Annotated in this window: 15 protein-coding genes; 11 read left to right on the top strand and 4 right to left on the bottom strand. The window is 71.4% G+C overall.

Features of this window, described 5'->3' with window-relative positions:
- Position 1: 1 nt before the first annotated feature.
- Positions 2-1,597 (bottom strand): peptide-N4-asparagine amidase, encoded by a 1,596-nt coding sequence (locus IEZ01_RS20060; RefSeq protein ID WP_189202907.1) that lies wholly within the window; start codon positions 1,595-1,597, stop codon positions 2-4.
- A gap of 157 nt (positions 1,598-1,754) precedes the next feature.
- Between IEZ01_RS20060 and IEZ01_RS20055 the strand changes: the two genes are divergently transcribed.
- Positions 1,755-3,557, top strand: a complete 1,803-nt coding sequence (locus IEZ01_RS20055) for an ABC transporter transmembrane domain-containing protein (protein ID WP_189202905.1) — start codon at positions 1,755-1,757, stop codon at positions 3,555-3,557.
- Positions 3,554-5,335 (top strand): ABC transporter ATP-binding protein, encoded by a 1,782-nt coding sequence (locus IEZ01_RS20050; RefSeq protein WP_189202903.1) that lies wholly within the window; start codon positions 3,554-3,556, stop codon positions 5,333-5,335. The genes IEZ01_RS20055 and IEZ01_RS20050 overlap by 4 nt, the downstream gene beginning before the upstream one ends.
- Positions 5,336-5,436: 101 nt before the next feature.
- Here the strand turns inward: IEZ01_RS20050 and IEZ01_RS20045 are convergent, their stop codons facing one another.
- Entirely contained in the window at positions 5,437-6,228 is a 792-nt protein-coding gene (locus IEZ01_RS20045) for a metal-dependent hydrolase (protein ID WP_019884451.1), read from the bottom strand.
- A 132-nt stretch (positions 6,229-6,360) separates the two neighbouring features.
- Between IEZ01_RS20045 and IEZ01_RS20040 the strand changes: the two genes are divergently transcribed.
- The 4 genes from IEZ01_RS20040 (at position 6,361) to IEZ01_RS20025 (ending at position 10,833) form a co-directional block, all read left to right on the top strand.
- A complete protein-coding gene (locus IEZ01_RS20040) occupies positions 6,361-8,874 on the top strand; it encodes a DEAD/DEAH box helicase (RefSeq protein WP_019884452.1) in 2,514 nt (837 codons plus the stop codon).
- A 9-nt stretch (positions 8,875-8,883) separates the two neighbouring features.
- The gene (locus tag IEZ01_RS20035) at positions 8,884-9,750 is read left to right on the top strand and encodes an acyl-CoA thioesterase (protein ID WP_019884453.1); all 867 of its coding nucleotides are present in this window, start codon (positions 8,884-8,886) and stop codon (positions 9,748-9,750) included.
- A 74-nt stretch (positions 9,751-9,824) separates the two neighbouring features.
- A complete protein-coding gene (locus IEZ01_RS20030; RefSeq protein WP_019884454.1) occupies positions 9,825-10,310 on the top strand; it encodes a glutathione peroxidase in 486 nt (161 codons plus the stop codon).
- Positions 10,311-10,377: 67 nt separating this feature from the next.
- A complete protein-coding gene (locus IEZ01_RS20025) occupies positions 10,378-10,833 on the top strand; it encodes a VOC family protein (RefSeq protein WP_189202901.1) in 456 nt (151 codons plus the stop codon).
- A gap of 77 nt (positions 10,834-10,910) precedes the next feature.
- Here IEZ01_RS20025 and IEZ01_RS20020 read toward each other — a convergent pair whose 3' ends face one another.
- Positions 10,911-12,137 (bottom strand): acyl-CoA dehydrogenase family protein, encoded by a 1,227-nt coding sequence (locus IEZ01_RS20020; RefSeq protein WP_189202899.1) that lies wholly within the window; start codon positions 12,135-12,137, stop codon positions 10,911-10,913.
- Positions 12,138-12,289: 152 nt separating this feature from the next.
- Here IEZ01_RS20020 and IEZ01_RS20015 point away from each other — a divergent pair, with 152 nt between their 5' ends.
- Positions 12,290-12,934, top strand: coding sequence for a TetR/AcrR family transcriptional regulator (locus tag IEZ01_RS20015; RefSeq protein WP_019884457.1), 645 nt, complete (start codon positions 12,290-12,292; stop codon positions 12,932-12,934).
- Between the two features lie 282 nt (positions 12,935-13,216).
- Here IEZ01_RS20015 and def read toward each other — a convergent pair whose 3' ends face one another.
- Positions 13,217-13,780, bottom strand: a complete 564-nt coding sequence (gene def / locus IEZ01_RS20010) for a peptide deformylase (RefSeq protein WP_028797257.1) — start codon at positions 13,778-13,780, stop codon at positions 13,217-13,219.
- Between the two features lie 116 nt (positions 13,781-13,896).
- Between def and IEZ01_RS20005 the strand changes: the two genes are divergently transcribed.
- From IEZ01_RS20005 to IEZ01_RS19990, 4 genes are all read left to right on the top strand, one after another.
- A complete protein-coding gene (locus IEZ01_RS20005; protein WP_019884459.1) occupies positions 13,897-15,144 on the top strand; it encodes a Mur ligase family protein in 1,248 nt (415 codons plus the stop codon).
- A 19-nt stretch (positions 15,145-15,163) separates the two neighbouring features.
- Positions 15,164-15,892 (top strand): type 1 glutamine amidotransferase, encoded by a 729-nt coding sequence (locus IEZ01_RS20000; protein ID WP_019884460.1) that lies wholly within the window; start codon positions 15,164-15,166, stop codon positions 15,890-15,892.
- Between the two features lie 166 nt (positions 15,893-16,058).
- Positions 16,059-17,084: a 6-phosphofructokinase gene (locus IEZ01_RS19995; RefSeq protein ID WP_019884461.1), complete on the top strand. Its 1,026-nt coding sequence runs from the start codon at positions 16,059-16,061 to the stop codon at positions 17,082-17,084.
- A gap of 109 nt (positions 17,085-17,193) precedes the next feature.
- Positions 17,194-18,144 (top strand): cytochrome c oxidase assembly protein, encoded by a 951-nt coding sequence (locus IEZ01_RS19990; RefSeq protein WP_189202897.1) that lies wholly within the window; start codon positions 17,194-17,196, stop codon positions 18,142-18,144.
- The last annotated feature ends 47 nt before the right edge of the window (positions 18,145-18,191 follow it).

Genomic DNA, 18,191 nt, shown 5'->3' with positions numbered 1-18,191 from the left:
CTCAGCAGCGTCGGCGGTCCTCGGTCACGGTCCCCTGCACGGTGCGTACGGTCCGGTCGTAGCAGCCCCCGGAGCCGTACAGCCGGTAGCGTTCGGAGGTGGTGCCGACGGCGTGGCGCTGGTCGCGCGGGACGTTGGCGGTGTACGTGGCGTCGCCGGTGTAGGTGTCGTCGAGGCGCGACCAGGACAGCCGCTCACCGCCGCGTACGGTCACGGTGTCGGCGCGGTCGCCGAGGGTCAGGACCGTGCGCAGCCGGTCCCCCGCACCGAGGGTGGTCTCGCCGTCCATGGTGTACGTGCGGTCGGTGCGGGTGGTGGTGCGGCCGGTGGTGACGCTCTCCCGGTCGGTCCAGGTGGCGGTGAGCGCGTCCCGGCTCTCGCCGTCCGTCCAGCGGTGGGCCGAGGTGTGGCTCAGGGCGCGGCTGACGGTGGTGGTGATCCGGCCGTGCGAGGTGTCGAGGTGTCCGGCGACGGTGAGGCGGTGGGCGCCGGTCGTGTCCAGGCGGTGTTCGCTTCCGGCCGTGTACACGGAGGAGTTGGCGGGCTCGCTCTCCCGGTGGCGTGTGAGGGCGCCGGTGACGACGGCACGTCCTTCGTCCTGCCAGAGCAGGATGTTGGTGGGGGTACTCCAGCCGGTCCGGCCTTCGGGCACTCCGGCGACGGAGACGTCGACGCGGTGGGCGCGGCCGTCGTTGAGGAGCGCGGCGAACGGCGTCAGGTCGTAGACGACCGGCTGGACGTCGAAGGCGCGGGGGCCGGGGGTCACGTACCAGAGGAAGGGGTTGGACCAGCCGCCTGTCCAGACGGTCGGGAAGGGGGCGGCGATCCCGGCGAGCCGTCCGTCGACGGAGATGCGCACCTCGCGGTACGGGCCGTCGGTGGCCTTGCAGGTGTAGGGCGCCGCGTCCGGGGTGGTGAGGTACCAGTACTCCTCGCAGCCGCCGCCGGAGCCGGTCGCGTAGACCTCGGCGAGGATCCGCTCGGTGTTGCGCGGGGTGGTGAGGGTCGCCGAGTCGAGCGGCACGACCCGGTCGGGGACGGTCGGGGGCGTCTTCGCGGGGCCGGTGGCCGGGTAGAAGGTCAGCGTCACCTTGACGTCGATGACGCCCGTGTAGGTGTCGTTGACGACGTTTCCGATCAGCATCTCCACCGGCTGCGGGCGGCGCAGGGTGTCGCTGTAGCGGGTGACGTCCTTCTCGACCGCCCAGGCGATGCCGTCGGGCGAGGGCTGCGGGGTGGAGGTGCGGAGGACTTCCACGCCGCCGACGGCGAGATGGCCGAGGCGGTCGTACTGACGTCCCTTGACGGTGCCGTCGAGCCGGAGCACGACCTTGCTCCAGGGGGTGGCGCACGCCTTGGGGGGTGTGTAGGTGCCGCGGTAGGGGGTGAAGTCGCGGAACTGGGCCTCGGCGACGGTCACTTCGCAGGAGCGGGTGTGGGGGCGGGTGACGGGCGGGGCGGCGGTGAGCGGGTCGTGCCAGTCGGTGCCGAATTCCTTCGGTGGTGTCTCGGTCGCGGCGGCGGGGGTAGCGCCGAGCAGCGTGGCGGCGGCGAGGGCCAGACCGCTGATCATGCCCATGATCCTGGAAGGTCTCATGGGCCCGGAGTGAAGCGCGGGACGGGCGGTGGGCACCAGACCGCCGGAGGGGATCTTGGCGCGTTCTGTGCGGTGGCGCCGGAAAATCGATTGCCGAAGGACGGTCCCCGACGCGAACCTTGCACCGTTTCAGCCACCCTCGAAGACCTGGGGCGTCATGCAGATTCGCGATCTTCCGTATGCCGACCCAGGCGTGCCCGACGTCCGCTCGGGCACGCGCTTCCTGATCTGGCTCGGCCGGGGCCAGCTCCGCGGACAGATCCTGTCCCTGCTCTGGGGGATGGTGCACCACCTCGGCATCGCCGGGCTGCCGCTCGGCGTCGGCTTCGCCGTCCAGGCGGTGGTGGACCGCGACGGAGGGCGGCTCGCGCTCGCCGGTGGCCTGATCGCCCTGCTGGGCGCGGCGCTGGCGCTCGGCGACACGATGCTGCACCGCACGGCCGTCACCAACTGGATCACCGCCGCCGCGCGCGTGCAGCAGCTCCTCGCCCGCAAGACCGCCGAGCTGGGGTCCGTGCTGACCCGGCGGGTCGCCGCGGGCGAGATCGTCGCCGTGTCGACGGGTGACGTGGAGAAGATCGGCTGGTTCGTGGAGGCGCTCTCCCGGTTCGCCGCGGCCGCCCTCACGCTGATCCTTGTCTGCGTGGGACTCGTGGTCTACGAGCCCGCCCTCGGGGTGGTGGTCGCCGTCGGCGTACCCGTCCTCGCGCTCGCGGTACTGCCGCTGCTCCCGCGGGCCACCCGCCGCGCCGACGTCCAGCGGGAGAAGGCAGGGCGGGCGACCGAGCTGGCCTCCGACACGGTGGCCGGGCTGCGGGTGCTGCGCGGCATCGGCGGCGAGGAGCTGTTCCTCGGCCGCTACCGCGCCGCCTCCCAGGAGGTGCGCCGGGCCGCCGTGCGCAGCGCCCGGATGTGGGCGCTGATCTCGGCGATCCAGGTGCTCCTGCCCGGCGTGCTCCTGATCGTGGTCGTGGTGTACGGCGCCCGGCTCGCGCTGGACGGCCGGATCTCGGTCGGTGAACTGGTCACCGTCTACAGCGCGGTGGCCCTCACCCGCTATCCGTTGAGGCACTTCGAGGAGATCGCGATGGCCTTCTCCTTCTCCCGGCCCTCTGCGAGGCGCGCCGCGCGGGTGCTGTCGCTGGAGCGTACGTCGACGGCGCGCGGGACCGCGGTCCCCGACGGCGGCGATCTGTACGACCCGGTCACGGGCGTGCTCGCCCCGGCCGGGCGGCTCACCGCCGTCGTCTGCGGCGACCCGGACGCGGCCGGGCGGCTCGCCGAGCGGCTCGGCGGCCATCCGGCGGAGCCGGCCGAGGGGCACACGTCCGTCCTGCTCGGCGGGGTGCCGCTGGACGAACTGGAGCTGGACGCGGCCCGCGCCGCCGTCCTCGTCCAGGACAAGGATCCGGTGCTGCTCTCCGGCACCCTCGCCGAGCTGCTCGACGTGCCGTCGTCCGGTGCGGTGCGCGCCGAGGAGGCCCTCGCGGCGGCGCAGTGCGCGGACGTCCTGGACGCGCTGGCGCAGGCGTCCGTGGACACGGACGGCGACCCGATGCGGACCCGGATCACCGAGCGCGGCCGCTCCTTGTCCGGCGGGCAGCGCCAGCGTCTGGCGCTCGCCCGCTCGCTGGTGACCGATCCGGGGGTGCTCGTCCTGGACGAGCCGACGTCGGCCGTGGACGCGCACACCGAGTCGCGGGTCGCGGCGGGTGTGGCACGGCTGCGTGAGGGGCGGACGACGGTCGTCCTCGCCTCCTCGCCGCTGCTGCTCGACCTCGCGGACCGGGTGGTCCTGGTCCACGAGGGGCAGGCCGTGGCGGTGGGCACACACCGCGAACTGCTGCGCACCGAGCCCCGCTACCGGGCGGTGGTCACCCGCGAGCCCGACGACGACCCCCTGCCCCTGGGGCGGGAAGCGATCCCGGCGGTACGGGAAGAGATCGAGGAGACGGCATGATCGGCGTCGCACCCCCGGAGTACGATCCGGCGGCCCCCACCTCCGCCACGACCCTGCCGGTCGGCACGCCGGCGACCGTACGGGCGTACGTGGCGGAGCTGCTGCGCCGCCACCGCCGGGCGTTCACCGTGCTCGTCACGGTCAACGCGATCGCGGTGATCGCCTCGATGGCCGGGCCGTACCTGCTCGGTTCGCTGGTCGAGCGGCTGGCGGACGGGGCGCGTGAGCTCCATCTGGAGTGGACGGTGGGCCTGTTCGTGGCCGCGCTGGCGGTGGAGGCCGTCTTCGTACGGCTGATGCGGCTGCGCGGGGCGATGCTCGGCGAGGAGATGCTCGCCGACCTCCGGGAGGACTTCCTGGTCCGCTCGGTGAGTCTGCCGCCGGGCGTGCTGGAGCGGGCCGGGACCGGCGATCTGCTCTCCCGGATCACCACCGACATCGACCGGCTCGCCAACGCGATGCGGGAGGCGGTGCCGCAGCTGGCGATCGGCGTGGTCTGGGCCGGGCTGCTCATCGGCGGACTCACGGTGACCGCACCGCCGTTGGCGCTGGCGATCCTGGTGGCGGCGCCGCTGCTGATCGTGGGCTGCCGCTGGTACTTCCGGCGGGCCGGGGCCGCCTACCGCTCGGAGACCGCGGGGTACGCGGCGGTCGCCGCCGCGCTCGCCGAGACGGTGGACGCGGGCCGCACGGTCGAAGCGCACCGCCTGGGCGCGCGCCGGATCGCCCTGTCGGAGCGGCGCATCAAGGAGTGGACGGCATGGGAGCGTTACACGCTCTTCCTGAGGTCCGTGCTCTTCCCGATCGTCAGCGTCACCCATGTGCTGGTGCTCGCCTCCGCGCTGATGATCGGCGGGGTGTTCGTCCTGAACGGCTGGCTCGACGTGGGCCAGCTGACGACCGGCGCGCTGCTCGCCCAGATGCTGGTCGACCCGATCGGGCTCATCCTGCGCTGGTACGACGAGCTGCAGGTGGCGCAGGTGTCGCTGGCCCGGCTGGTGGGCGTACGGGACATCGAGCCGGACGCGGGGGACGCGGAAGTGCGCCCCGACGGACGGCAGGTACGGGCGCGGGACGTGCGCTTCGGCTACCGCGAAGGGGTCGACGTGCTGCACCAGGTGTCGATGAGTGTCGCCCCGGGCACCCGTCTCGCGCTGGTCGGCCCCTCCGGCGCGGGCAAGTCGACCCTGGGCCGGCTGCTCGCGGGAATCTACGCGCCGCGGACCGGCCGGGTCACGCTCGGCTCGGCGGAGCTGGCGAAGATGCCGGCCGAGCGGGTACGCGAGCACGTGGCCCTGGTCAACCAGGAACATCACGTGTTCGTGGGGTCCCTGCGGGACAATCTGCTGCTGGCCCGGACGTCGGCCACGGACGCCGAGCTGTGGGCGGCCCTGGGCGCGGTCGACGCGAGCGACTGGGCGGGGGCGCTGGAGGACGGTCTCGACACCGAGGTCGGCTCGGGCGGACTGTCCCTGACCCCGGCGCAGGCACAGCAGATCGCGCTGGCCCGACTGGTGCTCGCCGATCCGCACACGCTCGTCCTGGACGAGGCGACCTCGCTGCTGGATCCGCGCGCGGCCCGCCATCTGGAGCGGTCGCTGGGGCGGGTGCTGGACGGCCGTACGGTGGTGGCGATCGCGCACCGGCTGCACACCGCCCACGACGCGGATGTGATCGCGGTGGTCGAGGACGGCCGGATCAGTGAACTGGGCAGCCATGACGAGCTGGTGGCGGCGGACGGCGCGTACGCGGCGCTGTGGCGGTCCTGGCACGGCTGAATCGGGCAGTTGACGGTGGATCAGACGATCCGCCGGAACAGCCCATGACGTCCGCTGGGGTGCGGCCGCACCAGGCGGCGCCCGCCCGCCGGCCGGCGCCGCTAGATGAAGCCCAGCGCCGAGGCACCGCCGACGCCGCCGAGGAGCATGAAGGCCGGCATGAGCACCTTCAGCTCCACCCAGCTGCCCGCGCGGAACCGCAGGCCCTTCGGCGGCCCGACCGGGTACCAGCGCTTACGGCCGACCGGGATGGGCCACAGGATCGGGCAGCCGGAGACGGTCAGCGCGTCGCCGATGTCGTGGACGAGGGCGCCGAGCACGATGGGCAGGCCCAGCCAGAGGTACTCCTGCCCGGGGCCGGTGAAGAGCCAGTCCGAGCCGTTGCCGGGCTGGTCGAGCACGCCCGCGAGGATCCAGGCGCTGGTGGCGCCGAGCAGCCACACGAGGATGTCGCTGGACATCCGGGCGGCGCGCCACAGCAGGCCCTCGACGGCGAGGACCAGATGTACGAAGAGGATCCCGAGCACCGCCCAGCGCCCGCCGGTGATCGCCAGGACGGAGGCGCCGGCGCCGATCAGGACGGCCCAGACCCAGGTGTGGGTGAGGGTGCGGTGGCCGCCGGACCTGCGGGGGTCCGCGGAGCTGCGGGTGGCCTTGTAGACGGCGTACGACAGCTTGTCGACGATCTCGCACAGGCCCTTGGAGACGGGCCCGAAGGCGCGCGAGATGGTCGCCGACTTGTGGTCGAGGTCGGGGGCGAGGGCCGCGCCGGCACAGATCAGTGCGCCGACGACGAGTACGGGCCACGGCATCGGGTGGCCCGCGGCGGCCGCGGCCGCCCCTACGCCCAGCCAGGCCGCCGCCCCGGACAGCGAGTGCGCCGGTCCCATCATGGTCGTTCCCGCCCCATTCCTCCCGCGCCGGCGCCCAGTTGACGGCCGGTCGACGGGACAGGGTATCTGTCGTGATCTTCGACCGGGACGGCCGGTTCCCTCCTCCGGAGGGAATCCAGGCAAGATGGGGGCGTGACCCTTATCGATCAGCTGCCGCCGGATGCCGACCCCGATGCCCTCTTCGAGGCTTTCTCCTCATGGGCCGAGGAGCGCGGCATCACGCTCTACCCCGCCCAGGAGGAGGCGCTGATCGAGGTGGTCTCCGGGGCGAACGTGATCTTGTCCACACCCACCGGATCGGGAAAGAGCCTGGTCGCGGCGGGTGCGCACTTCACCGCGCTCGCCAATGACCAGGTGACCTTCTACACCGCGCCGATCAAGGCGCTGGTGTCGGAGAAGTTCTTCGACCTGTGCAAGCTCTTCGGCACGGAGAACGTCGGCATGCTGACCGGCGACGCGTCCGTGAACGCGGACGCGCCGGTGATCTGCTGCACCGCCGAGGTCCTCGCCTCCATCGCGCTGCGCGACGGCAAGCACGCCGACATCGGCCAGGTCGTGATGGACGAGTTCCACTTCTACGCCGAGCCGGACCGCGGCTGGGCCTGGCAGATCCCGCTGCTGGAACTGCCGCAGGCGCAGTTCGTGCTGATGTCGGCGACGCTCGGTGACGTCTCCATGTTCGAAAAGGACCTGACCCGGCGCACGGGCCGGCCCACCTCGGTGGTCCGCTCGGCGACCCGGCCGGTGCCGCTCTCGTACGAGTACGAGATGACGCCGATCACCGAGACCCTGACCGAGCTCCTGGAGACCAAGCAGGCGCCGGTCTACATCGTCCACTTCACGCAGGCGCAGGCGGTCGAGCGGGCGCAGTCGCTGATGAGCATCAACATGTGCTCGCGCGAGGAGAAGGACAAGATCGCCGAGCTGATCGGCAATTTCCGCTTCACCACCAAGTTCGGGCAGAACCTCTCGCGGTTCGTGCGGCACGGCATCGGCGTGCACCACGCGGGCATGCTGCCCAAGTACCGGCGGCTGGTCGAGAAGCTCGCCCAGGCGGGTCTGCTGAAGGTGATCTGCGGCACCGACACCCTCGGAGTCGGGGTGAACGTCCCGATTCGCACGGTCCTGTTCACCGCGCTCACCAAGTACGACGGCAACCGCGTCCGTACGCTTCGTGCCCGTGAGTTCCACCAGATCGCCGGGCGCGCGGGGCGGGCGGGCTTCGACACGGCCGGTCTGGTGGTCGCCCAGGCGCCCGAGCACGTCATCGAGAACGAGAAGGCGCTCGCCAAGGCCGGGGACGACCCCAAGAAGCGCCGCAAGGTGGTCCGCAAGAAGGCGCCGGAGGGATTCGTCGCCTGGAGCGATTCGACCTTCGAGAAGCTGATCGGCTCCGAGCCCGAGCCGCTGACCTCGCGGTTCAAGGTCACCAACATCATGCTGCTGTCGGTGATCGCCCGGCCGGGCAACGCCTTCGAGGCGATGCGCAAGCTCCTGGAGGACAACCACGAGCCGCGCAGGCAGCAGCTGCGGCACATCCGCCGGGCCATCGCCATCTACCGCTCACTCCTCGCGGGCGGGGTGGTCGAGCAGCTGGACACCCCGGACGCCGAGGGCCGCACCATCCGGCTCACCGTCGACCTCCAGCAGGACTTCGCGCTCAACCAGCCGCTGTCGACCTTCGCGCTGGCCGCCTTCGACCTGCTCGACCCCGAATCGCCCTCGTACGCGCTCGACATGGTCTCCGTGGTCGAGTCGACCCTCGACGACCCGCGTCAGATCCTCGCCGCCCAGCAGAACAAGGCGCGCGGCGAGGCGGTCGGGCAGATGAAGGCCGACGGCATCGAGTACGAGGAGCGGATGGAGCGGCTCCAGGACATCTCGTATCCCAAGCCGCTCGAAGAGCTGCTGTGGCACGCGTACAACACCTACCGCACCTCCCATCCGTGGGTCGGCGACCACCCGGTCTCGCCGAAGTCCGTGATCCGTGACATGTACGAACGGGCGCTGTCGTTCACGGAGTTCACCTCCTGGTACGAGCTGGCCCGCACCGAGGGCATCGTGCTGCGCTATCTCGCCAGCGCCTACAAGGCCCTCGACCACACGATCCCGGACGATCTGAAGACCGAGGACCTGGAGGACCTGATCGCCTGGCTGGGCGAGATGGTCCGCCAGGTCGACTCCTCCCTGCTCGACGAGTGGGAGCAGCTGGCCAATCCGGAGCTGGAGACCGCCGAGGAGGCTCAGGAGAAGGCCGACCAGGTCAAGCCGGTCACCGCGAACGCGCGCGCGTTCCGGGTGCTGGTGCGCAACGCCATGTTCCGCCGGGTCGAGCTCGCCGCCCTCGACCAGGTCGCCCAGCTCGGCGAGCTGGACGCCGAGTCCGGCTGGGACGAGGAAGCGTGGGGCGAGGCGATGGACGCCTACTGGGACGAGTACGACGACCTCGGCACCGGTCCGGACGCGCGCGGTCCCAAGCTGCTGTCGATCGAGGAGGACCCGGCGCACGGTCTGTGGCGCGTCCGGCAGACGTTCGCCGACCCGAACGGCGACCATGACTGGGGCATCAGCGCGGAGGTGGATCTCGCTGCCTCCGACGAGGAGGGGCGGGCCGTGGTCCGCGTGACCTCCGTCGGCCAGCTCTGAGGAGTACGTGTGACCAGTCCCGCCGAACGACTCGTCGATCTGCTCGATCTGGAGCAGATCGAGGTGAACATCTTCCGTGGCGCCAGCCCGCAGGAGTCGCTCCAGCGGGTCTTCGGCGGGCAGGTGGCCGGTCAGGCCCTGGTCGCGGCCGGCCGCACCACCGAGGGCGACCGGCCGGTGCACTCGCTGCACGCCTACTTCCTGCGGCCGGGGCGCCCCGGTGTCCCGATCGTCTACCAGGTCGAGCGGGTCAGGGACGGCCGGTCCTTCACCACCCGCCGGGTCACCGCCGTCCAGCAGGGCCGGACGATCTTCAACCTGACCGCCTCCTTCCACCTGCCGGAGGAGGCCGGGTTCGAGCACCAGCTGCCGCCTCGCCACATGACGGATCCGGAGACCCTGCCGAAGCTCGCGGACGAGATCCGCGACCACCTCGGCGCGCTGCCCGAGGCGCTGGAGCGGATGGCCCGGCGCCAGCCGTTCGACATCCGCTACGTGGACCGGCTGCGCTGGACGAAGGACGAGGTCAAGGACGCGGACCCGCGCAGCGCGGTGTGGATGCGGGCGGTGGGTCCGCTCGGCGACGATCCGCTGGTGCACACCTGCGCGCTGACGTACGCCTCCGACATGACCCTGCTCGACGCGGTACGGATCCCGGTCGAGCCGCTGTGGGGCCCGCGGGGCTTCGACATGGCGTCGCTGGACCACGCGATGTGGTTCCACCGGCCCTTCCGCGCGGACGAATGGTTCCTGTACGACCAGGAGTCGCCGATCGCGACGGGCGGCCGGGGGCTCGCCCGGGGCAGGATCTACGACCGCGAGGGGCGGCTGCTGGTCTCGGTGGTCCAGGAGGGCCTGTTCCGCGGCCTGGCCTAGGCTGCTGACCAGGTTGCCGACCCAGACTGCTGATCGACCCTGACTGCTGATCGCCTTATCGACGAGGAGACCCGATGACCCTGTACGACATCCCGCTGCGCACCCTGACCGGCGAGCCGACCACCCTGGCCGACTACAAGGACAAGGCGGTCCTACTGGTCAACGTCGCCTCCAAGTGCGGCCTCACTCCGCAGTACGCGGGCCTGGAGCGGCTGCAGCAGAGTTACGGGGAGCGTGGCTTCACCGTGCTCGGGGTGCCGTGCAACCAGTTCGCCGGGCAGGAGCCGGGCAGTGCGGACGAGATCCAGACGTTCTGCTCGGCGACGTACGGAGTGACGTTCCCGCTCCTGGAGAAGACCGAGGTGAACGGCGCGGACCGGCACCCGCTCTACCAGGAGCTGACGCGGGTCGCCGACGCCGACGGCGAGGCCGGTGACGTGCAGTGGAACTTCGAGAAGTTCCTCATCTCGCCCTCCGGTGAGGTGACCCGCTTCCGGCCGCGTACGGAGCCCGAGGCGCCGGAGGTCGTCGCGGCGATCGAGGCCCTCCTGGGCGCCTGATCCCCCTCGCCCCGGTCGTCGCGCGACGCGGACGGCGATTGTCAGAGGCGTCTGGGACGCTCGCCCCATGGAGACGACACTTCAGCTGACCATCGACTGTGCCGACCCGCGCAGGCTCGTGGAGTTCTGGGCGCCGGCGCTGGGCTATGTGCCCGAGCCGGCGCCCGGTGGCCATGCCACCTGGCGGGCGTACTGGTCCGCCATGGGCGTGCCCGAGGGGGAGCTGCCCGAGGGGGTGGGCGAGACACCGGAGTCGATCGTGGACCCGGCGGGGACGGGCCCGCGGATCTGGTTCCAGCAGGTTCCCGAGCTCAAGTCCGTGAAGAACCGGGTGCATCTGGACCTGAAAGTCAGCGGCGGGCGGGAGGTGCCGCTCGCCACGCGCCGGGAGCGGGTCGACCACAAGGTGGCGCTGCTCACCGACGCGGGCGCGAGCGTGCTGCGGGTGATGGCCCCGGCGGACATGGACTACTACGGGGTGGTGCTCCAGGACCCGGAGGGCAACGAGTTCTGCGTGGCGTAGGGCCCTGCGCGCCGGGAGGGGCGTCATGCCCCGCCCGGCGGCCAGGCGTCGTCAACTGCCCTGGCCCCTACGGCGCGTCAGCGGATCGGCAGGCCCGAGAGCGTGCGGGCGATGACCAGTCGCTGGATCTCGCTGGTGCCTTCGAAGATGGTGTAGATAGCCGCATCTCGGTGCATGCGCTCGACCGGGTACTCGCGCGTGTAGCCGTTGCCGCCCAGGATCTGGATCGCCTGCGCCGTGACCTTCTTGGCGACCTCGCTGGCGTACAGCTTGGACATCGAGCCCTCGGCCGAGGTGAACGGCTTGCCCGTGGTCGCCATCCAGGAGGCGCGCCAGACGAGCAGGCGGGCGGCGTCGATCTGGGTGCGCATGTCGGCGAGCTGGAAGGCGACGCCCTGGTTGTCGATGATCGGGCGGCCGAACTGCTCGCGGGTCCTGGCGTAGTCGAGGGCCACCTCGTACGCGGCGCGGGCGGTGCCGACGGCCATCGCGCCGACGGCCGGGCGGGAGGCCTCGAAGGTGGCCATCGCGGCGTTCTTCACCCGGTCGCCGCCCGCCTTCGCCTTCTCACGGGCGCGGGCGAGGCGCTCGTCGAGCTTCTCCTTGCCGCCGAGGAGGCAGTGGCCGGGGACGCGGACGTCTTCGAGGACGACCTCGGCGGTGTGCGAGGCCCTGATGCCGTGCTTCTTGAACTTCTGGCCCTGGGACAGGCCCGGGGTCCCCGGAGGGACGATGAAGGAGGCGTGGCCCTTGGAGCCGAGTTCGGCGTCGACGGCGGCGACGACGACATGGACGTTGGCGATACCGCCGTTGGTGGCCCAGGTCTTGGTGCCGTTGAGGACCCATTCGTCCTTGGCCTCGTCGTAGACGGCGCGGGTCCGCATCGAGGCGACGTCGGAACCGGCGTCGGGCTCGGAGGAGCAGAACGCCGCGACCTTGACGTCGTCGGCGTCGCCGTACATCTGCGGGATCCAGGTGCCGATCTGCTCCTCGGTGCCGTTGGCGAGGACGCCCACGGCCGCGAGGCCGGTGCCGACGATGGACAGGGCGATGCCCGCGTCACCCCAGAAGAGTTCCTCCATCGCCATCGGGATGCCGAGGCCCGTGGGGTCGAAGAACTGCTGGGCGTAGAAGTCGAGGGAGTAGATGCCGACCTTGGCGGCTTCCTGGATCACCGGCCAGGGGGTCTCCTCACGCTCGTCCCACTCCGCGGCGGCGGGGCGGATCACGTCCTCGGCGAATCCGTGCAACCAGTCACGGACCTGCTTCTGGTCGTCGTTGAGTTCGAGCGTGAACTCGGCCATAGTCCCCTCCAGCAGTGCGTTACTTGCGGTAACCGCAGTGTGTTACCGGTAAGTAGCAGATGTCAACCGGCATCGTCCCGCCCGGCACCGGGTGCGGCCTTGGTGTTACGTTGCGCAGGCCTCAGGAATTCGCACGGGCGGGGAGAGACGCTATGGACACCACACACCGGACCGACCAGCAGAAATCGGCGCAGGAACGGCGCCGCGAACTGCTCGAAGCGGCCGACCGCGTGGTGCTCAGGGACGGCCCCCAGGCGTCGATGAACGCGATCGCGGCGGAGGCGGGCATCACCAAGCCGATCCTCTACCGTCACTTCGGCGACAAGGGCGGCCTGTACCGCGCGCTCGCCCAGCGCCACACCGACGCCCTGCTCGCCGCGCTGCGCTCCGCGCTGGACGCGCCCGCGGACCGGCGCGAACGCGTCGAGGCGACGCTCGACACGTACCTCGCCGCGATCGAGGCCCGCCCGCAGGTGTACCGCTTCCTGATGCACCCTGCGGAGGAGACCCAGCAGGACGGTCCCGGCTTCGACGTGGGCCGCCACTCGGCGCCGCTGCTGCGGCGCATGGGCGAGGAGCTGGGCGTGGTCATCGCCGAGCGCATCGACCTCGGCCCCGGCAGCGAGGCGCTGGCGCGGGTGTGGGGCCACGGCATCGTCGGCATGATGCACGCGGCCGGCGACTGGTGGCTGGGCGAACGCCCCTGCTCCCGCCCGGAGTTGGTCCGCGGCCTTGCGGACCTCCTGTGGGGCCGCCTCGCCGAGGCCGCCGACCGCGTGGACGGCCCGGGCTTCTGACGACCCGGAGCCGGCCCGCCCGAAGTCCTGAGGGATGCGGGCCGCGTCTCCGGAACGGGGGGCGGGTCCAGCCCGCTGCCGGCTACTCGGCCGGTGGCCGGGCGAGGCGCGCGCCGCCCGGCAAGCCGGTCATGAACTCCGGACCGGAGGGCGAGGACGTGCAGGAGCCGCCCCCCTCGACGAGGCACACCCCCGCCCCGCCCCGGCGAGCGGGAGCCGCCGTCCCGGCCCACGAACCGCCCCAAAGGCCGGCGCCCGGCCCCCGGAGGCGGCCCGGCGCCCTCACACTCCGCCGACCGCCTCCCGCCCCCTCGCCCACGGCGCCTTCCGCGCCGCCCGCATCGCCTTCGCGTGGCGCCAGCCCGTGAGGTGGTCGACGTAGACCGTGCCCTCCAGGTGGTCGCATTCGTGCTGGAGGCAGCGGGCGAAGAAGCCGGTGCCCTCGATGCGGACCGGGGCGCCGTCCGTCGTGACGCCCTCGACGACCGCGCGGTCGAAGCGCGGGGTGCCCGCCTCGATGCCCGGCAGGGACAGGCAGCCCTCGGGGCCGCGGACCACGACATCGTCGGTCTCGACCAGGCGCGGGTTCACCACATGACCCAGATGCCGTACGTCCTCGTCGTCCGGGCAGTCGAAGACGAAGACCCGCAGGCCGACACCCACCTGGTTGGCGGCGAGGCCGACGCCGTTCGCCGCGTACATCGTCGCGAACATGTCCTCGACCAGGCGTTTGAGCGACGGGCCGAAATCGGTGACGGTCTCGCAGGGGGCGTGCAGCACCGGGTCGCCGAGCAGACTCATGGCTCGAACAAGGCCGGAACTGCCGGGGATCGGGCGGTTTCGCATGGCGGCAAGCGTACGGTCCGCCGTGACCTGGTTGTTTCCTGGTGGTGCCGCGATTCGGGGCGCTGGCCTGATCTCGATAGGCTGAGCCCGGACCGACGCAAGGAGGAACAAGGACGATGGCTGGACACCCCGGCAATTCAGAGCCGCTGTCGCCACGCGCCAAGCTGGCCGTGACGGCGGGCAAGGCCGCGGCGGCGGTGTCGCGCGCCGCGGGACGCGGCAGCGGATCCGTGATCGGTGGCCGGGTGGCGCTCAAGCTCGACCCCGACCTGCTGGGGCGGCTGGCCCAGCATCTGGACGTCGTCCTGGTGTCGGCGACCAACGGCAAGACCACCACCACCCGGCTGATCGCCGAGGCGCTGCGCGCCAGCGGCCCGGTCGTCTCGAACGCGCTCGGCGCCAACATGCCCGCCGGCATCACCTCGGCGCTCGCCGGCGGCTCGGACGCCAAGTTCGGTGTCATCGAGGTCGACGAGAAGTACCTCGCCGGGGTCGCCCGGGACGTCACCCCGAAGGCGATCGCGCTGCTCAATCTCTCCCGCGACCAGCTCGACCGCGCCGCCGAGACCCGGATGCTCGCCGAGAAGTGGCGCGAGGGTCTCAACGGCACCAAGGCCGTCGTGATCGCCAACGCCGACGACCCGCTGATCGTGTGGGCCGCCTCCTCATCGCCGAACGTGGTGTGGGTGGCCGCCGGCCAGGAGTGGAAGGACGACGCCTGGTCGTGCCCCTCCTGCGGTGGTGTGATGCAGCGCCCCGGCGACGACTGGTTCTGCGGCGAGTGCGGTTTCCGCCGCCCCTCCCCCAGCTGGGTGCTCAGCGGCGACCACGTCCTGGACCCGCACGGGTCGGCCTGGCCGATCCACCTCCAGCTGCCGGGCCGCGCCAACAAGGCCAACGCCGCGACCTCCGCCGCGGTCGCCGCGGTCTTCGGGGTGCCGCCGCAGGTCGCCCTCGAGCGCATGTACCAGGTGCAGGCCGTGGCCGGGCGCTACGACGTCGTCTCCTTCCAGGGCCGTGAGCTGCGGCTTCTGCTCGCCAAGAACCCCGCGGGCTGGCTCGAAACGTTTTCGCTGATCGACCCGCCGCCGACGCCGGTGATCCTCTCGGTCAACGCCCGAGGCGCCGACGGCACGGACACCTCCTGGCTCTGGGACGTCGACTACACCCGGCTCGCCGGCCACCCGATCTACGTCATCGGTGACCGCAAGCTGGACCTGGCGGTCCGCCTGGAGGTCGCGGGCCTGGACTTCCAGGTCGTCGACTCCATCGACGAGGCCGTGCAGTCCGCACCGCCCGGCCAGATCGAGCTGATCGCCAACTACACCGCCTTCCAGGACGTCCGCCGCCGCGTCGGCAACTGACCCGAAGAGGACTTGCAGCATGAGTGAGAGCAGCCTGCGTCTGGTCTGGGTCTACCCCGACCTGCTGAGCACCTACGGCGACCAGGGCAACGCCCTCGTCGTCGAGCGCCGGGCCCGTCAGCGCGGCCTCGACGTCCAGCGCGTCGACGTCCGCAGCGACCAGCCGGTGCCCACCTCCGGCGACATCTATCTGATCGGTGGCGGTGAGGACCGGCCGCAGCGGCTGGCGGCCGAGCGGCTGCGCCGTGACGGGGGTCTGAGCCGGGCGGCGGAGAACGGCGCGATCATCTTCTCTGTCTGTGCCGGGTACCAGATCCTCGGCCACGAGTTCATCAACGACCTCGGCGAGCGCGAGCCGGGCCTCGGACTGATCGACGTGATCTCCACCCGCGGCGAGGGCGAGCGGTGCGTCGGCGACGTCCTCGCCGACATCGACCCGCGCCTGGGCCTGCCCCAGCTGACCGGGTTCGAGAACCACCAGGGCATCACCCACCTCGGCCCGACCGCCCGCCCGTTCGCCCGTACGGTGATCGGCAAGGGCAACGGCACCGGCGACGGCACCGAGGGCGCGTACAACGACACCGTGTTCGGCACGTACATGCACGGCCCGGTCATGGCCCGCAACCCGCAGATCGCGGACCTGCTGCTCAAGCTGGCCCTCGATGTGAACGCGCTGCCGCCGACCGACGACCGGTGGTACGAGGCGCTGCGCAACGAGCGGATCAACACCGCGCTCACCCCTGCCTGACCCGGCGGCGACCCGGCTCGTACGGACGTCCTGTTCGTTCCTACGAAGGTCGTCCAGTAGTCGGACAGACGGTTCGGCCCCGCCATCCGGCACCGATAGGGTGGCGGGGATCCAACCGGACGACGTGGTCCGGGAGTCGGCCCACGTTGCAAAGGTATTTCGGGCTATGCGCATTGGTGTGCTCACTTCCGGCGGCGACTGCCCCGGTCTGAACGCCGTCATCCGTTCCGTCGTGCACCGCGCGGTCGTCGACCACGGCGACGAGGTCGTGGGCTTCCACGACGGCTGGAAGGGTCTGCTTGAGGGCGACTACCGCAAGCTCGACCTGGACGCGGTGGCCGGCATCCTCGCCCGTGGCGGCACCATCCTCGGCTCCTCCCGGGTCCAGCCCGCGCATCTGCGCGACGGTGTCGAGCGGGCCAGGGGCCATGTCGCCGACCTCGGCCTGGACGCGATCATCCCGATCGGCGGCGAGGGCACCCTCAAGGCCGCCCATCTGCTCTCCGAGGCCGGTTTGCCGATCGTCGGCGTGCCGAAGACCATCGACAACGACATCGCCTCGACCGATGTGACCTTCGGTTTCGACACCGCCGTCGGCGTCGCCACCGAGGCCCTGGACCGGCTGAAGACCACTGCCGAGTCCCACCAGCGGGTGCTGATCGTCGAGGTCATGGGCCGCCACACCGGCTGGATCGCGCTGCACTCCGGCATGGCCGCCGGCGCCCACGCCATCGTCGTGCCCGAGCGGCCCTTCGACATCGACGAGTTGACCGCCCGGGTCGGCGCGCGGTTCGAGGCCGGCAAGCGGTTCGCGATCGTCGTGGTCGCCGAGGGCGCCAAGCCGCGCGCGGGGTCGATGGAGTTCGACGAGGGCGGCAAGGACATCTACGGCCACGAGCGCTTCGCCGGCGTCGCCCGGCAGCTGTCGATCGAGCTGGAGCAGCGCCTCGGCAAGGAGGCCCGGCCCGTCATCCTCGGCCATGTGCAGCGCGGCGGCACCCCGACCGCGTACGACCGTGTCCTCGCTACCCGGTTCGGCTGGCACGCCGTCGAGGCGGCGCACAACGGCGCCTTCGGCATGATGACCGCGCTGCGCGGCACGGACATCACGCTGGTGCCGCTCGCCGAAGCCGTCGAGACCCTGAAGACCGTGCCGTCCGAGCGGTACGCCGAGGCCGAGTGCGTCCTGTGACACCCGTTGCATCGTGAACGAACCGCCCCCGGCCGCAGCGACGGCCGGGGGCGGTTCTAGTCTGGTGCGGACAACTGGCACGAATCAGGACGCCCCCGGGAGTACACAGATGGATCACAGCGGGCACGGCATGAACATGGACCTGCCGCCGTTCACGCTGGGGCGGGGGCTCGAGTTCTCACCGGACCTGTTCTTCCTGGTCGCCTGTCTCGTGGGGCTCGGCCTCTACGGCTGGGGCGTGGCGCGGCTGCGGCGGCGCGGGGACGCCTGGCCGCTGGGCCGGGCGGTCTCCTTCACGATCGGTGTGCTGAGCATCGCGCTGGTGATGTGCACCAAGCTCAACGACTACGGCATGGTCATGTTTAGCGTGCACATGGTGCAGCACATGGTGATCAGCATGGTGTCGCCGATCCTGCTGCTGCTCGGCGCGCCGGTGACGCTGGCGCTGCGCGCGCTGCCGGTGGCGCGCCGGGGTACCAAGGGGCCGCGTGAGCTGCTGCTGATGCTGCTGCACAGCTGCTACCTGCGGATCATCACGCATCCGGCGTTCACCATCCCGATGTTCATCGCGAGCCTGTACGCGCTCTACTTCACGCCGCTCTTCGACTTCCTGATGGGGTCGACGACGGGACACATCGCGATGATGGTGCACTTCCTCATGGTCGGTCTGATCTTCTTCTGGCCGATCATGGGCGTCGACCCGGGCCCGCACCGGCCCGGCTATGTGATGCGGATGCTGGAGCTCTTCGCCGGGATGCCGTTCCACGCCTTCTTCGGTATCGCGCTGATGATGGCCACCGAGCCGATGATCAAGGCGTACGAGAATCCGCCGGCCTCGCTCGGCATCGACGCGCTCTCCGACCAGAACGCGGCGGGCGGTATCGCCTGGGCGTTCAGTGAGATCCCGTCGGTGCTGGTGCTGATCGCGCTGGTCTACCAGTGGTACCGCTCCGAGCAGCGGGTCGCCAAGCGGGCGGACCGGGCAGCCGACCGGGACGGCGACAAGGAGCTGGAGGCGTACAACGCCTACCTCGCGTCGCTCCAGGCGCGCGGCCGGTGATGTCCCGGCAGTAGCGCGCGCCCCCGTCGCGGAGTCACCATGGGCTG

It is taken from the genome of Streptomyces purpureus (assembly GCF_014648195.1).
Classification (GTDB): Bacteria; Actinomycetota; Actinomycetes; order Streptomycetales; family Streptomycetaceae; genus Streptomyces; species Streptomyces purpureus.
This window is presented reverse-complemented; position numbering and strand designations above follow the sequence as displayed.

What these genes read in the sequence shown, in the direction of transcription:
- IEZ01_RS20045 (WP_019884451.1), bottom strand. Translation starts at nt 6,228, where the DNA reads ATGATGGGACCGGCGCACTCGCTGTCCGGGGCGGCGGCCTGGCTGGGC.
- IEZ01_RS20050 (WP_189202903.1), top strand. Translation starts at nt 3,554, where the DNA reads ATGATCGGCGTCGCACCCCCGGAGTACGATCCGGCGGCCCCCACCTCC.
- IEZ01_RS20060 (WP_189202907.1), bottom strand. Translation starts at nt 1,597, where the DNA reads ATGAGACCTTCCAGGATCATGGGCATGATCAGCGGTCTGGCCCTCGCC.
- IEZ01_RS20030 (WP_019884454.1), top strand. Translation starts at nt 9,825, where the DNA reads ATGACCCTGTACGACATCCCGCTGCGCACCCTGACCGGCGAGCCGACC.
- IEZ01_RS20005 (WP_019884459.1), top strand. Translation starts at nt 13,897, where the DNA reads ATGGCTGGACACCCCGGCAATTCAGAGCCGCTGTCGCCACGCGCCAAG.
- IEZ01_RS19995 (WP_019884461.1), top strand. Translation starts at nt 16,059, where the DNA reads ATGCGCATTGGTGTGCTCACTTCCGGCGGCGACTGCCCCGGTCTGAAC.
- IEZ01_RS20000 (WP_019884460.1), top strand. Translation starts at nt 15,164, where the DNA reads ATGAGTGAGAGCAGCCTGCGTCTGGTCTGGGTCTACCCCGACCTGCTG.
- IEZ01_RS20025 (WP_189202901.1), top strand. Translation starts at nt 10,378, where the DNA reads ATGGAGACGACACTTCAGCTGACCATCGACTGTGCCGACCCGCGCAGG.
- def (WP_028797257.1), bottom strand. Translation starts at nt 13,780, where the DNA reads ATGCGAAACCGCCCGATCCCCGGCAGTTCCGGCCTTGTTCGAGCCATG.
- IEZ01_RS19990 (WP_189202897.1), top strand. Translation starts at nt 17,194, where the DNA reads ATGGATCACAGCGGGCACGGCATGAACATGGACCTGCCGCCGTTCACG.
- IEZ01_RS20055 (WP_189202905.1), top strand. Translation starts at nt 1,755, where the DNA reads ATGCAGATTCGCGATCTTCCGTATGCCGACCCAGGCGTGCCCGACGTC.
- IEZ01_RS20015 (WP_019884457.1), top strand. Translation starts at nt 12,290, where the DNA reads ATGGACACCACACACCGGACCGACCAGCAGAAATCGGCGCAGGAACGG.
- IEZ01_RS20020 (WP_189202899.1), bottom strand. Translation starts at nt 12,137, where the DNA reads ATGGCCGAGTTCACGCTCGAACTCAACGACGACCAGAAGCAGGTCCGT.